Consider the following 15,132-nt stretch of genomic DNA (forward strand, 5'->3'; position numbering starts at 1 on the left):
ATGATGAGATTGAATATTTACTTATTGATTAATTAAAAAGTATTGGCATATTGACATGTAGTCTGATTGTCATATTAATAATATGAAAGGAATAATATTAGCAGGAGGATCAGGAACTCGTTTGCATCCATTAACATTAGCGGTTAGTAAACAATTAATGCCTATCTATGATAAGCCTATGATTTATTATCCCCTCTCAACTTTAATGTGGGCAGGAATTAGAGAAATATTAATAATTTCCACTCCTCAAGATTTACCACTATTTGAAAAGTTATTGGGTGATGGAACTCAACTTGGGTGTCGCTTTGAATATGCAGTACAAGAAAACCCAAACGGGTTAGCTGAAGCGTTTATAATTGGAAAAGATTTTGTAGGAAATGATAAAGTAGCACTTATTCTTGGAGATAATATTTTTTATGGTACCGGTTTAGCAGAATTATTACAAGCAAATAATAATCCAGATGGAGGTATTGTTTACGCATATCATGTTCATGATCCAGAACGTTATGGCGTAGTAGATTTTGATAAAAACGGAAAAGTACTATCGATTGAAGAAAAACCACTTCAACCGAAATCGAATTATGCAGTTCCAGGAATTTATTTTTATGACAATCAAGTTTTAGAAATAGCAGCCAATATTAAACCTAGTCAACGTGGCGAATTAGAAATTACCGATGTAAATAAAGTTTATTTAGAAAAAGGAAAGTTACAAGTGTCTATTTTAGATAGAGGAACGGCCTGGCTTGATACAGGTACCTTTCAATCTTTGATGCAAGCGAGTCAATTTGTACAAGTTATAGAAGAACGCCAAGGTTTAAAAATAGGCGCGATAGAAGAAGCAGCTTATAAAATGGGTTTTATTAACAAAGAAACCTTAGAATACTTAGCAGAACCCTTATTAAAAAGTGGTTATGGAAAACACTTAATGAGTTTGATTAAAGAATAATTATGACATTTTTAGAAACTAAATTAAAAGGGTGTTTCATTATTGAACCAACTATTTTTCAGGATGAAAGAGGTTATTTTATGGAAAGTTACAATGAAAATAAATTTTCCCAAATAGTAGGTCAACAGATTCATTTTGTTCAAGACAATCAATCTTTTTCTACCAAAGGAGTACTTAGAGGGCTACATTATCAATGTGGTGAATTCGCTCAAGCAAAGTTAGTTCGTGTTTTACAAGGGGAAGTCTTGGATGTTGCGGTAGACATTAGACCAGATTCAGCTACTTATGGTCAATATGAGGCCGTAATTTTATCCGCAGAAAATCAAAAACAATTTTTTGTTCCAAGAGGTTTTGCTCATGGTTTTTTAGTTTTAAGCGAAACTGCTACTTTCTTTTATAAATGTGATAATTTTTATAATGCAGCAAGCGAAGGAGGAATTCTTTATAATGATGCTAACTTGGCTATAGATTGGAAAACTCCTTTAAAAGAACTAATTATATCATCTAAGGATATAGCGTTACCCACATTAGAGAAAGCTAAAAAAATATGGTAGTTTTAGTTACAGGTAGCAATGGTCAATTAGGACAAGCTTTACAAGCTCTTTCTGATCGTTATCCCTTTTTCCAGTTTGTTTTTTGTAATTCTAAAGAATTAGACATTACTAATAAAGTAAATTGTAAAGCTATTTTTGAAAAGTACACTCCTGATTTTTGTATTAATACTGCAGCTTATACTGCAGTAGATAAAGCGGAATCGGACCCAGAAAAAGCTTTTGAAATTAATGCGAATGGTGCTGAAAATATTGCGGAAAGTTGTAAGAAACACAATACCATTTTATTGCATATTTCAACTGATTTTGTTTTTGATGCCTATTATTCTAATAACACGGCCTATTACGATAAAGAATTGAGGTTGCCTCTTAAGAGCAACTTAGGACTTACTGAAACTGATGTTCCTTTTCCGGCAGGAATTTATGGTTTAACCAAATTACAAGGGGAACAAGCAGTTCAACATACTTGGGAGAAACATTTTATCATACGAACCTCATGGGTATATTCTGAATTTGGGACCAATTTCTTGAAAACGATGTTACGATTGGCTTCTGAAAGAGATACTTTATCAGTAGTTGATGATCAAATTGGAACCCCAACCTATGCAATGGACTTAGCCGAAGCTTTGTTACAGATGATTTTATCTTGTACTTCCAAGAACATTTTGGATGACCTATTTGGAACGTATCATTTTAGTAATGAAGGAAATTGTTCTTGGTATGATTTTGCACATGAAATTTTCAAAGAGAAAGGTATAACTATCAATTTGCAACCCATACCTACCACCTCTTATCCTACACCTGCAAAAAGGCCACAGTATAGTGTTTTGGATAAAACTAAAATAAAAGAAGTCTTTGCTTTAAATATTCAAAACTGGAAAGTAAGTCTTCAAGATTGTCTTCAAAAAGTATAAGAGAATGAAACCAATTTTATGTATCTCTTTCTTCTTTTTTTGCTTTAGTTCTTTTTCTCAAAATCAAGAAAAAGCGAACACCTATTTTGATGTTCATTTTTTTCGCGGAAACATCTATAAACATAAAGACGAAGTAAGTCATTTAATTAGTGGTCATCCTAATGGGTTTTTGTTAAGCTATAATTGGAAGACAAATGGGAATAAGGAATGGCATCAAGCCTATAACTATCCTGATTATGGTATTTCTTTTCATTATATTGATTTTAAAAATAATTATTTAGGGCACAATTTTGCTTTAGGAATCCACTATAATTTTTATTTCTTGAAACGAAATTTAATGTTCCGAGTGTCGCAAGGAATTGGTATGACATCTCACCCTTACGACAAAGAGACCAACAACAAAAACATTGCTTTTGGAACTAAATTAATGGACAACACCTATTTTTTACTACAATACAAAAAAGAAAACATAATAGAAGGGGTGGGTTTGCAAACCGGATTTTTACTAAATCATTTTTCTAATGGAAGAATAAAATCACCGAATATTGGTTTAAATACGATAGCATTTAATTTTGGAATTAACTACAATTTTGCAGAACAACAAGAAATAAAGAGAGATTCATTACCTTCTAAGTCTAATTTTGTTGAACCTATTCGTTATAACATTGCCTTAAGAACAGGGGTTTCTGAAGGACCTATTCCCGATTTAGGCCAGCGTCAATTTTTTCATTTAGGCTTGTATGTTGATAAAAGATTGGGTAGAAAAAGTGCCTTACAAGCTGGAACAGATATTTTCTTTTCTCAATATTTAAAAGACTACATTCAGTTTGTTTCGGTTGCTTTTCCAAAAGACCATAAAAACTATACCGACCCAAATACCGATTATAAAAGAATAGGTTTGTTCGTAGGACATGAACTATTTATTAATAAGTTATCTATTGAAACACAATTAGGGTATTATGTTTATAAACCGTTTCATTATGAAGATAATATTTATCAAAGAGTTGGTCTAAAATATTACCTTTACAAAAACTGTTTTACAGGAATTGGTTTAAAAACGCATAGAGGCAGAGCAGAAGCTGTTGAAGCAACTTTAGGAATACGATTATGATAAAAATTAATTTATATATAGTACTAGTAGTATTGTTAGTTAGTTGTGGTATTTCTGAAGATTGTTTTAAAGGAAATAGCAATCCTACAACCCTGACTTTTCCATATGAGAATTTTACTAAAATAAAAGTATATACAGGTGTTGGATTGGTTTTAAATGAAGGACCTGATTATGAAGTAAAAATACAAACGACAAAAAACATTAAACAACATATTGAAGTAGCTTTAGAAGGAGATTTGTTAGTTGTAAAAGACAATTCTTCTTGTAATATAACTAGAGATTATGGAGTAACAACAGTTTATGTAACTATTCCTGATGGTACCATTAAACCCTTAATTCAAGAGTTGGAATTATACTCAAAATCGGAACAAAAAATAGAAACACTTAGCACCTTACATGCTCCAATTGTTCGTTTGTATTCGATTGGCGATGATGGAGATGGCTCAGGGGCGAGTGATTTTTATATTAATTGTGAATCGAACAGTCAATTGGTTGTAGAATGCAATACAGTCTCAAATTTTTATATCAATGGCAGTTGTTCAGAAATGTTGTTGAATTTCTATTTTGGTGAAGGAAAATTTTATGGTGACAATTTGCAAGTTCAAACAATAAAACTTTTTCACAGAGGATCAAATGATATGATAGTTAAACCAATAGAAAGAATAGAAGGAAAAATTCTTTCCACTGGGGATGTGTTTTTGAGAAATAATCCACCTGAAATTGAGGTGCAAGAATTGTTTACAGGACGTTTAATTTATAATTGATAATATGAAAATAATAATTACTGGAGGAGCTGGATTTGTAGGGTCAACATTGTGTTTAGCTTTAAAAAATAAATATCCTAATTATACAATTGTAGCATTTGACAATCTTAAAAGAAGAGGTTCTGAATTGAATCTTATAGATTTCAAGAAAAACAATATAGAATTTATTCATGGAGACATTCGTAATAATGAAGATATTTTATCAATAGGCAAGTTTGATGTTTTAATAGAAGCTTCAGCGGAGCCTTCTGTAACAGCTGGATTAGACTCAGACCCTACCTATGTAATCAACAATAATTTATATGGTTCTATAAACTGCTTTAACGCATGTATTAAAAATAAGGCCAAATTAATTTTTTTATCAACCAGTAGAGTTTACCCTATAGATACTATAGAAAAAGCACTTTATAGAGAAGAGGAAACCAAATTTTTATTTACAGATAACCAAAACATAGAAGGAATTTCACACAATGGAATTTCAGAAGCCTTATCTTTAGATGGGGCAAGATCTTTTTATGGGACTACAAAATTAAGTTCAGAATTGTTTATTGAGGAGTATGCTGCTTTTTATGGTTTACAAGCAGCTATTACAAGATTTGGAGTAATAGCTGGGCCACGACAAATGGGAAAAACGGACCAAGGAGTTGTTACGTTATGGATGGCAAAACATTATTGGAAACAATCTTTAAAATATATTGGTTATGGGGGAAAAGGAAAGCAAGTTAGAGATTTATTACATGTTGATGATTTAGTAGAATTAATAGATTATCAGATTCATAATATTGAAAAATTCACAGGCAAAGTATATAATGCAGGTGGAGGCTTACAAAACAGCGCCTCTTTACAAGAAATGACTGCAATTTGTGAAAAAATTACAGGAAATAAAATTCAAATTGATGAGATAGTAGAGACAAGAACGGCAGATTTAAGAATATATATTACGAATAATTCTAAAATTGAAAATGAAATTGGTTGGAAACCAAAAAAATCAGTAGAAACTATTTTTAGAGATATTTTCCATTGGATTAAAGAAAATGAAGAACAATTGGAATTGATTTTGAAATAAAGATGATAAAAATTAAGATATTTTACATACTTGTTTTCTGTTTAGTTATTAATTTAATGTATTCACAGAATATAGTAAATAGCTCATCTAATTATACAAATAATTTAGAATATAATACTGGCGAAATCTTTGTTGTTTATAACTTTGCTTCAAGTGAAGTAACATCTAAAGAAGTTTTTTTTAACGATGAAGAAGTAACAGAAACCCTAGTTGAAAAAACTATAACAATTTATCCTAATCCAACAAGTAAAATTCTTTATTACACTCTTTCAAAAGAGATTAATTTTGAATCCTTAGAAATATTTGATCAATTTCAAAAACTAATATTTAATACAAAAGAGGATATTAAACAGGTTTCATTGGAAGAATTTCCTACTGGAATTTATTATTTAATGTTTAATAAGAATAAAAAATATTATTTTAAAATTTTAAAAAAATGAAAAATATTTTATTATTTATACTTTGTTCATGTTTTACTTTTGCTCAGGTTCCACAAGGAATGAGTCATAGAGGCATTGCATATAATTCTTCTGGAGTGGTTTTGACAAATACAGATATAGGAGTTCGAGTAAGAATTTTAGATAATGGTGCTTCGGGAACTATTGTTTATGAAGAGACTCATAATAGAACAACAAATAATAATGGTCAATATAATTTTAATATAGGAGAAGGAATAGTTCAAGGATCAAATAATTTTAGCGATATTAATTGGTCTATAGGTAATAAATTTTTAGAAATTGCTATAGACCCTACAAATGGAACAAATTATAGTGTTATAGGTTCTAGTCAATTAATGAGTGTTCCTTATGCTTTGTTTTCTAGCACAACTGAAAACACTAATCCAAATAAAAGTATTACAACAATTAAGACTATTGAAGAATTAAAAAACTTCATTGATTTTAATCCAGAACAAGATTTCCCCGTTGTATATGTTCAAGGTTATTCCTCTCCAAGTGATGGTGGCGGTGGAATGTTTATTTTTAAAAGATATTCCGAAATGGGACTAGACCCATCGAATGCACCATTATATACTAATGATCCAAGAAAGCCAATAAATGATGATGGAATTTTCATCCATTCATATCATGGAAGTTTTAGTCCAAAAGGTATTTGGATTAGACAATTTAGTGGAGATATTGACCTGAGATTTTATGGCGCTTTTACAGGAGGTGTAGATATAACAGAAAAACTACAGAAAGCGATTGATTATGCGCATAAATCTACACAAGATATATCCACTAGACCTTATGGATATGGAAATAGTAATACCGTTTATATTGCTAATGGATCATATCAAATTAGTCAAGTAGTATTAAAATCTAATGTTAATTTAAAAGGATCATCAATGTTGGAAACAACAATAGTAACAACAAATGATAATTCTGGAGCAATGTTTATTAAAGACAATGGTTATGTAAGAAATATTAACATTTCTGACTTAACATTATATGGAACAGCATTAAATTATACAGGGGGAAATATAAATATTAAAGGATGTTTTAATTTTGATTCAGAAGGACAATTAGGAGGTATATGGGACTCCACTTTTAAAAACCTTACAATTCAATTTTTTTATGGACAATCAATATATTTTTCTGCAGGAGGAGCGGGTAATTTTCAATCGGTGAATCAATTTATCACTATGGAAAATGTTGGTGTAGAAAGTGTTGGTCAAATGAAAACCTATACAGGAATTGATAATGTATATCATGCATTAGTATTAAGAGGTTCGTGTAATCAATTTTTGTTTAATAATTGTAAGTTTGATGGAGGTTCTTACTTATTTGGGAATGGATCATTAACTCCTTTATATAGAGTAAATGGAATTCCTGTTTACATAGGAGGGATTGAAGGAACTCTTTATAATCCAGCTGTAGTAAAATTTAATTTATGTACTATCCAAAACGGACAAGAAGGGGTTTTTATACAATCCTCGAATAATATAAATTTAGATACTTGTTGGTTTGAGTTTTTTGAAAGAGCAATAGTTGTGAAAGGAGATTATAGAATTTCTAAAGCAATAAATATAACTAACAGTTCTTTTTTAAATTCTTCAGGTAGATATGGAGAACTTCCTCCTAATTCGGGTTCTTTAGTAATTGTTAATAAGTCCAAGATTAGTTTTACCAATAATTATATTGTAAATAGTAGAGGTCCAAATGATGATTATTTTAATGATCCAGCTAATGAAACACATAAGCTGATAAGTTTAGACCCTTATCCTTCGGATAACTTTGGAATTAATACTTCTGGAAATTATTTTGAAGACACAAGAACAGGATTTGATAGTAAAACTTTAGGCGCTACCATTGGAATCAAAAAAGATATTGATTTTACGAATATATCTTCTGATGTGATTGATATTGAAGGAGCTAAAGCTATATATATAAAAAACACTTCTGGTACTATTAAAGATGTCAAAGAATTTAAATCCACAATATCTGCTGGGGAGATATTTTTTATTAGGTCTGATCAAGGATCAATAAAATTTGATGAAACAAAAAACATTTATTTAGGAAACATGAATGGAGTTGCTGGTGGTGTCAATACAGGGTCATTAACATTAACGGATGGAAGTGTGGCTTTATTTATTAAAATAGATGAAGTAGCTACAATTAATGGAGTTACTTATAATGAAACATATAATTTGGTTTCTTATAAATTAAAAAATTAATTAAATATTATTATGAAGAACAAATTTATTATTGTTGATTTTTCTTTTGCGATTTTATTGATAGTTTATTTTTTCTATTCATTTTTTAGAGTTACTTCAGATATTCCAATTAATGATGATTATGCGGTTTTAGAAAACTTTACAGATATTATCAATTCTAATTCTTCATTTGAAAAAATTAAATTGATATTCAAGCAACATAATGAACATAGAATATTATATGATAAATTATGGTTTTTTATCGATTATAAATTATTTAATCAGTTAAACTTTAATCATTTATCTTTTATTGGTAATTTATCTTTAGTCGGCATTTTTATTTTCTTCTTTTATAAATTTAAAAACAAAACTACCAATTCCTTTTTTTTATTACCTGTAGCAGTTCTAATTTTTAATTTTTCATTCTATGAAAACATTACGTTTTCTATGGCTGCATTATCAAATTTTACCGTGGTTTTATTCTCTTTACTCTCTATTCACTTTATTACAAAATTTGAATTAAACAAAAGAGATTTTGGATTATCAGTTTTATTTTTGATTTTAGCTATATTTACTCAAGGAGCAGGAATTTTTTTGATTTTAATAACTATTTCGATTCTCATTTATAAGAAGGAAAAAAAATACTTATATCAGCTTTTAATTATTTCATTTGCTTTAATTTTACTTTATTTTTTTGATTATCATAAACCTTTTAATAGCCCAGAAATACTTGAAACCCTTAGAAATTATAAGTTTAGATCTTTTTTATTTTCCTTTTCCTTTTTAGGCAATATTTTATCTAAATATTTAATCTTTACCAACGACACTAATGAATCTTTAATGCTTTCAACTGGAGTAGGTTTTTTATTTTTTATTTTTTATATCTATACAATTAAAATAAAATATTACAAGAAAAATCTATTTGTTTTTTCAGTAATGACTTTAATTATTCTAATTTCATTTGTAACAGGAGTAACAAGATCACAATTAGGAATAGATATGTCTATTGCTTCACGATATAGAATAAATAGTAGTATCTTTTTGATATGCGTTTTAATCTTTTTCAATGAAAACGTCTCAAGAAAAAAAAAATATTTAAATGGAATTTTATTGTTATGTTCAGTAGGGTATTATTTTGGAATAAATTTGCCACAACGAGAATACTTAGAGTTTAGAAAAAAACAAAATTATTTTGGTGTAATGTTTTATCAAAATGGGAATTATAACTACCTAAATGGATTTGAACAAGAATATTATGATAAAGTTTTAGTAAAAGCAAAAGAATCTCAAACATATTTTTTACCAACTATAAATAAAGTAAATAATGAACTTAAATTTTCTAAAAGAGTTGAAATTAACCCAGATAGTTATCAAAATAAATCAATAATGAGTAATATTGATAAAATAGAAAAATTAAAAAACTCTATTTATATTGAAGGATGGGCTTTCATTGATAGTTTGGAAACTAATGATCAAAAAGTATTTCTAGCTGTAGAAGATACGATTCAAAAAAAGAAAATATTTTTTGAGGCTCAAAAAGTGAAACGATATGATTTAAATCCATATTTTAATAAAAATAATTTAGAATACTCGGGATTTATTTTTAGAATAAAAGATGAAGATTTACCAAATGCATATAAAAAGCTATATTTGCTAATCGAAAATAATAGTATAAAAAGAATAATTAATCCAAATAAATTAATAAAATAATGAATATTTGTATAGTAACTGGATCTTCAGGATTAATTGGAAGTGAATCGGTATCATTTTTTGCACAAAAATTTGATAAAGTTATAGGTATAGATAATAACATGCGTGCTCGATTTTTTGGTGAAGAAGCTTCCACAGAATGGAATACCAATCGGTTGATAAATACGATTTCTAATTTTGAACATCATCCAGCTGATATTCGAAACATTGAGGAACTTGAAGTTATCTTTTCAAAATACAAATCAGATATAAAATTAATTGTTCATACCGCAGCACAACCTAGTCATGATTGGGCAGCCAGAGAACCTATCACCGATTTTACAGTAAACGCAAATGGAACTTTAAATTTGTTAGAAATGACGCGTTTACATTGTGAAAAAGCCGTTTTTATTTTTACATCTACCAATAAAGTGTATGGAGACACTCCTAATTACCTTCCATTAATTGAACAAGAAAAAAGATGGGAAATCGATCCGACTCATCCTTATTTTAAGGAAGGGATTGATGAAAACATGAGTATTGATCATACCAAACATTCTTTATTTGGAGCTTCAAAAGTAGCTGCAGATGTACTAGTTCAAGAATATGGAAAATACTTTGGAATGAATACAGGTGTTTTTAGAGGTGGTTGTTTAACAGGCCCTAATCATTCTGGAACACAACTGCATGGCTTTTTATCGTATCTAATGAAATGTGCTATCACAGGAGATAAATATACCGTATTTGGATATAAAGGTAAGCAAGTGAGAGATAATATCCATAGTTGGGATTTAGTCAATATGTTTTGGCATTTTTATCAAAATCCAAAGCAAGGTGAGGTTTATAATGCTGGTGGAGGTAGACATTCCAATTGTTCAATGGCTGAAGCCATTGAAATGTGTGAACAAATAACTGGGAAACCCATGAATTATGAATATTCAGAAACTAACAGAATAGGCGATCACATTTGGTGGGTTAGTGATGTTTCAAAGTTTAAAGAACACTATCCAGAATGGCATTGGAAATACAATATAAACGATATTTTAACTCAAATATATGAAGCTACAATAAAAAAATAAATGGAATGTCATTAAGAACCAAAATAATCCAAAAGCTTGTTCATATTAATGAAAGTGTTTTCTTTTACCCAAAACTGAAAAGATTTTATAAACAAAATTTAAAAAAAGGAAATATTAATATTCTAGATGTTGGATCAAACAGAGGACAATCAATTGATTTTTTTAAAAAAATAAATAAAGAAATTAATTTTGATGCTTTTGAACCTAACAAAAAATTATATACTTTCTTACAAAGCAAATACAAAACAAGCGCAAATATCAAATTGCATAATTTAGGTGTCAGTAATTTAAAAGGAGAGTTAATTTTTCATGAAAACATTTTAGATGAAACATCTACTTTTGAAGAATTAAATTTAGATTCTAAATATTTAGAAAAAAAAGCAAAAGTTTTAGGCGTTTCTGTTGAAAATATTATTGTAGATAACTATAAAGTTGATGTTATAAGATTAGCAGATTTTCTAAATGAGAATTCAAATAAGAATTATGATGTTTTAAAAATTGATGTTGAAGGACATGAATTGCAATGCTTACAAGGTCTTTTTATCAATGACAAAGATGTTTTACCTATCCGTTTCATTCAATTAGAAAGTCATAATGATGATATGTATTTAAATAATAATCAACATCAAGAAATAGAAAACATTCTATATAAAAACAATTTTGAAAAGATTGCTGAAATTAAACATGGTTTTGGAGATTTTACTGAAATAATATTTGAAAATAAAAAGTATAAATGAAATTAAGTATTGTAATTCCTGCCTATAATGAAGAAGAATCTATTACTGAAACAATTCAGCAAATAGAAGAGGCTTTTGCAAAGGTTAATATTGATCATGAAATTTTTGTAGTAAATGACAATTCAAAAGATAATACTTTAACTGTTTTAGAATCATTAAGTCAGCAATATCCTGCTTTAAAATATGAAACCAATTTAGGCCCCAATGGTTTTGGTTTTGCTGTTCGCTATGGATTAGAACGTTTTACAGGTGATTGCGTAGCGGTTATGATGGCAGATTTATCAGATTCTCCTTATGATTTGATTCGCTATTATACCACTATGATAGAAGGGAATTATGACTGTGTGTTTGGAAGTCGTTTCGTAAAAGGCGGAAAAGTAATAGATTATCCTTTTGTAAAAAAAATAATCAATCGCATTGCCAATTTCATTATTAGAATGGTTATGGGGATTAAATATAATGATACTACCAATGCATTTAAATTATATAAGAAGGAAGTTATAGATGGAGTGAAGCCTATTTTGTCTCCCCATTTTAATTTAACCATAGAATTACCTTTAAAAGCAATTATTCGAGGTTATACCTATACAGTAGTTCCTAATTCTTGGACCAACAGAAAGTATGGGGTTTCTAAGTTAAAAATTAAAGAAATGGGTAGTCGTTACTTCTTTATTTTGATGTATTGTTTTGTCGAAAAATATTTTTCAAGAGGAGATTTTAAAAGAAAAAAATAGTAATATATTTGCTTAAATTTTATTTAATAAATTATGAAAAAGACCTTATTTTTTTTAGTGTTTGTTATTACCCTATTTTCTTGTAAAAATGAAGAGAATAATAAAGAGATTAAAGAAGAAGAAAATAAAATAGAAGTAGATGATACTTTTAAAGTTTCATTAAACGTATTAGTAAAAAAAGACGATGATTTTCAGATTTATTATACTGAAAATAAAGGAGAAACTTTTACAGAAGAAAAATCAATTTGGGTTGCTGTAAAAGGAAATGATAATTTACAAAAAATTGTTTTTGAGATGCCAAAAGATGTCCTTCCCAACTTAGTTAGGTTTGATTTTGGTGTAAATGATAATCAAGAAGACATTTTACTATCTTCCATAGAAATGGAGTATTTTGGTAAAAAATTTATCATTGAAAAAGAAATGTTATCTGCATATTTTAGACCACTTGAATTAACACAAATCGATTTTAATACAGGAATTTTAAGTCCAACCATACAAGATGGCAAACGAGTAGAGTCTGTGTTACACCCTCATGAAACGGTTTTAGAGCCAGAAATACAAAAATTAATACAATAACCTTTTTTACAGGTTTTAAAAAAATAATTATAACAAAGAAATAAAGGCTGATTTTAAAATCAGCCTTTATTTCTTTGTTATATATTTGTAAGATAAAGCAATTGCACAAACTTGTATACAATTTTTAAAAAATTATTTTTTAATAAAACCATAAGAAACTTTAGTGTTTATGGTTTAGGTCAGGCGGTAAACATTGTAAGTCCGTTGTTAATAATTCCTTATTTAGTGGCTATTTGTGGCATAGATAAACTCGGAATTATAGCTATGGGACAATCGATGGCCTATATCTTAATTGTTGTTGTAGATTATAGTTCCTATATAATTGGCGTAAAAGATATCTCAGTAAATAGAAATAATAAGTTAGAATTAGAGAAAATATTTATTACTATTTTTTCATCTAAATTGCTGTTACTCTTAATTGTACTTTTGTTTATAGGTTTGCTTATTTGGTTTGTACCTTTTTTTTATAATGAGCAAGCGGCTTTTCTTTTAAGTGCTACAATAATAATTGGTCAATTTTTAAATCCAACTTGGTTTTTTCAAGGCATTGAAAATTTCAAATGGATTACAATTATTAATATTTTATCAAAGTTAATTTATGTTTTTGGAGTTTTTTTATTTATTAAAACAGAAGAGCGTTATATTGATGTAAATTTGTGGTTAGGATTGGGGTTAATACTTTCCAATTTAGTTGGTTTATTCTGGATTTTTAATACCTACAAATTTAAATTTGAAATCGCTTCCTTTTCTAATATTAAAAAATACATAATTTCTGACTTTTCTTTCTGTGTTTCCCAATTATTCCTTGCAACCAGAAACTATTCAGCAATACTTATAATTGGTTTTGTGGGTGGCGATTACCTAGCAGGGCAATTTAAAATTATTGAACAGGTAATTAACCTTTTTAGAACGTATTTACAAATGTTTTTTAAGTTCTCTTTGAGTTATGTTTTTTTTGAAATGGATAAAGGTTTTAAACAAGGGTTTATTTTATGGAAAAAATTTAACATAACGAATTTTATGGCACTTGTTTTTTTGCTTTTAACGGCATTCCTTTTTTCAGAACAAATTCTCTTATTCTTTAAAGTAAAAACAAATGAATTAATTGAATTAAATCTATATTTGCAAGTAGCTTTACTAATTCCTTTGCTAATAGGTATAAGCCTTCCACTGGAACAATTGCTTTTTAGTTTAGAAAAAAAGAATGTATATATTAAAATAACAATTGTAATTACGATATTAAATAGTATTGGAATTTTAATAGTGATGAATTATTTTAAACTATATGGAGTATTTGTAACATTAATACTTACTGAACTTATATTAATATTTATTTATTTGAAAGTGTTAAATCTGTTTTCAAGTAACCTTAATAGATCAAAATAAACTTATTATGATAGAAAAAATTAAGTTTTTATATAAAAAAGTTTACCAGAAATGGAACTATGATGTTCATAAATCACTTTTGATTAATGGAAAAATACTTGCAACACTTAATAACCAAAAACAAGATATTGCATCCTTAGATGAAGTTGAATTTCAAGTTTTTTCTCAAAGAGGGGAAGATGGAATCATACAGTATATTATAAATAAAATTGAAATACCAAATCCAATTTTTATAGAATTTGGTGTTGAAACGTATGTAGAGTCTAATACAAGGTTCCTATTAATGAATAATAACTGGTCTGGATTAGTTATCGATGGAAGCAAAAAAAATATAAATTTCATAAAAAATGATTTTATTTATTGGAAATACAATGTAACGGCTGTTGAAAGTTTTATTACGAAAGACAACATTAATTCTTTGATCTCAAATTACACAAAAATTGAAGATATTGGATTATTAAGTGTTGATATAGACGGAAATGATTATTGGGTTTGGCAAGCAATAGATACAATAAAACCAAGAATCGTAATTTGTGAATATAATTCAGCTTTTGGTGCAAATAAAAAGGTAACTGTTCCATACAAAGAGAATTTTGTAAGAAATAAAGAGCATTTTTCTGAATTGTATTTTGGGGCCTCATTAGCTGCATTTTGTGATTTAGCAGATCAAAAAGGATATGATTTTATTGGTACAAGTTCTGCGGGAGTTAATGCTTATTTTGTAAGGAAAGAGTTATCATCACCGTTTGCAAAATTGAAAGAAGCAGCTGGTTTTAATGAATCAGATAATCGTGACTCTAAGGATATAAAGGGGAATTTAACTTTTTTAAGACATCATGAAAGATTAGAAATTATTAAAAACAAATTTGTTTTTGATTTAGAGGCCAACAAAGAGGTTCTTATAAATGAAATTTTTAAAATTTAGA

At 28.2% G+C, this 15,132-nt stretch carries 15 protein-coding genes; all 15 read left to right on the forward strand.

Translation table 11 applies throughout. The features are described from left to right. Positions 1–82 precede the first annotated feature (82 nt). The 15 genes from rfbA (at position 83) to NHF47_RS02940 (ending at position 15,131) form a co-directional block, all read left to right on the forward strand. Positions 83–946 (forward strand): glucose-1-phosphate thymidylyltransferase RfbA, encoded by an 864-nt coding sequence (rfbA, locus tag NHF47_RS02870; RefSeq protein WP_252763513.1) that lies wholly within the window; start codon positions 83–85, stop codon positions 944–946. Between the two features lie 2 nt (positions 947–948). Beyond that, entirely contained in the window at positions 949–1,500 is a 552-nt protein-coding gene (rfbC, locus tag NHF47_RS02875) for a dTDP-4-dehydrorhamnose 3,5-epimerase (protein ID WP_252763514.1), read from the forward strand. After that, a complete protein-coding gene (gene rfbD / locus NHF47_RS02880) occupies positions 1,494–2,411 on the forward strand; it encodes a dTDP-4-dehydrorhamnose reductase (protein WP_252763515.1) in 918 nt (305 codons plus the stop codon). The genes rfbC and rfbD overlap by 7 nt, the downstream gene beginning before the upstream one ends. Positions 2,412–2,415: 4 nt before the next feature. Then, positions 2,416–3,522 carry an acyloxyacyl hydrolase gene (locus tag NHF47_RS02885; protein ID WP_252763516.1) on the forward strand — a complete coding sequence of 369 codons (1,107 nt, stop codon included), beginning with the start codon at positions 2,416–2,418 and terminating at the stop codon, positions 3,520–3,522. Further along, the gene (locus tag NHF47_RS02890) at positions 3,519–4,286 is read left to right on the forward strand and encodes a GIN domain-containing protein (protein ID WP_252763517.1); all 768 of its coding nucleotides are present in this window, start codon (positions 3,519–3,521) and stop codon (positions 4,284–4,286) included. The genes NHF47_RS02885 and NHF47_RS02890 overlap by 4 nt, the downstream gene beginning before the upstream one ends. A 4-nt stretch (positions 4,287–4,290) precedes the next feature. Continuing rightward, complete coding sequence (locus NHF47_RS02895; RefSeq protein ID WP_252763518.1) at positions 4,291–5,352, forward strand: NAD-dependent epimerase/dehydratase family protein; 1,062 nt, start codon at positions 4,291–4,293, stop codon at positions 5,350–5,352. A gap of 2 nt (positions 5,353–5,354) precedes the next feature. After that, the gene (locus tag NHF47_RS02900; RefSeq protein ID WP_252763519.1) at positions 5,355–5,792 is read left to right on the forward strand and encodes a T9SS type A sorting domain-containing protein; all 438 of its coding nucleotides are present in this window, start codon (positions 5,355–5,357) and stop codon (positions 5,790–5,792) included. Next, positions 5,789–8,026 (forward strand): hypothetical protein, encoded by a 2,238-nt coding sequence (locus NHF47_RS02905; protein ID WP_252763520.1) that lies wholly within the window; start codon positions 5,789–5,791, stop codon positions 8,024–8,026. The genes NHF47_RS02900 and NHF47_RS02905 overlap by 4 nt, the downstream gene beginning before the upstream one ends. Before the next feature lie 12 nt (positions 8,027–8,038). Then, the gene (locus NHF47_RS02910; RefSeq protein WP_252763521.1) at positions 8,039–9,715 is read left to right on the forward strand and encodes a hypothetical protein; all 1,677 of its coding nucleotides are present in this window, start codon (positions 8,039–8,041) and stop codon (positions 9,713–9,715) included. Next, entirely contained in the window at positions 9,715–10,773 is a 1,059-nt protein-coding gene (locus tag NHF47_RS02915; protein WP_252763522.1) for an NAD-dependent epimerase/dehydratase family protein, read from the forward strand. The genes NHF47_RS02910 and NHF47_RS02915 overlap by 1 nt, the downstream gene beginning before the upstream one ends. 5 nt (positions 10,774–10,778) lie before the next feature. Further along, a complete protein-coding gene (locus tag NHF47_RS02920; protein WP_252763523.1) occupies positions 10,779–11,510 on the forward strand; it encodes an FkbM family methyltransferase in 732 nt (243 codons plus the stop codon). Further along, the gene (locus NHF47_RS02925) at positions 11,507–12,244 is read left to right on the forward strand and encodes a glycosyltransferase family 2 protein (protein ID WP_252763524.1); all 738 of its coding nucleotides are present in this window, start codon (positions 11,507–11,509) and stop codon (positions 12,242–12,244) included. The genes NHF47_RS02920 and NHF47_RS02925 overlap by 4 nt, the downstream gene beginning before the upstream one ends. A 33-nt stretch (positions 12,245–12,277) precedes the next feature. Continuing rightward, positions 12,278–12,820, forward strand: a complete 543-nt coding sequence (locus NHF47_RS02930) for a hypothetical protein (protein WP_252763525.1) — start codon at positions 12,278–12,280, stop codon at positions 12,818–12,820. Between the two features lie 111 nt (positions 12,821–12,931). Beyond that, positions 12,932–14,206, forward strand: a complete 1,275-nt coding sequence (locus tag NHF47_RS02935) for a lipopolysaccharide biosynthesis protein (protein ID WP_252763526.1) — start codon at positions 12,932–12,934, stop codon at positions 14,204–14,206. Between the two features lie 7 nt (positions 14,207–14,213). Next, the gene (locus NHF47_RS02940) at positions 14,214–15,131 is read left to right on the forward strand and encodes a hypothetical protein (protein ID WP_252763527.1); all 918 of its coding nucleotides are present in this window, start codon (positions 14,214–14,216) and stop codon (positions 15,129–15,131) included. Position 15,132: the final 1 nt, after the last annotated feature.

The sequence above is a fragment of the Flavobacterium sp. NRK F7 genome (genome assembly GCF_024054195.1).
Lineage (GTDB): Bacteria > Bacteroidota > Bacteroidia > Flavobacteriales > Flavobacteriaceae > Flavobacterium.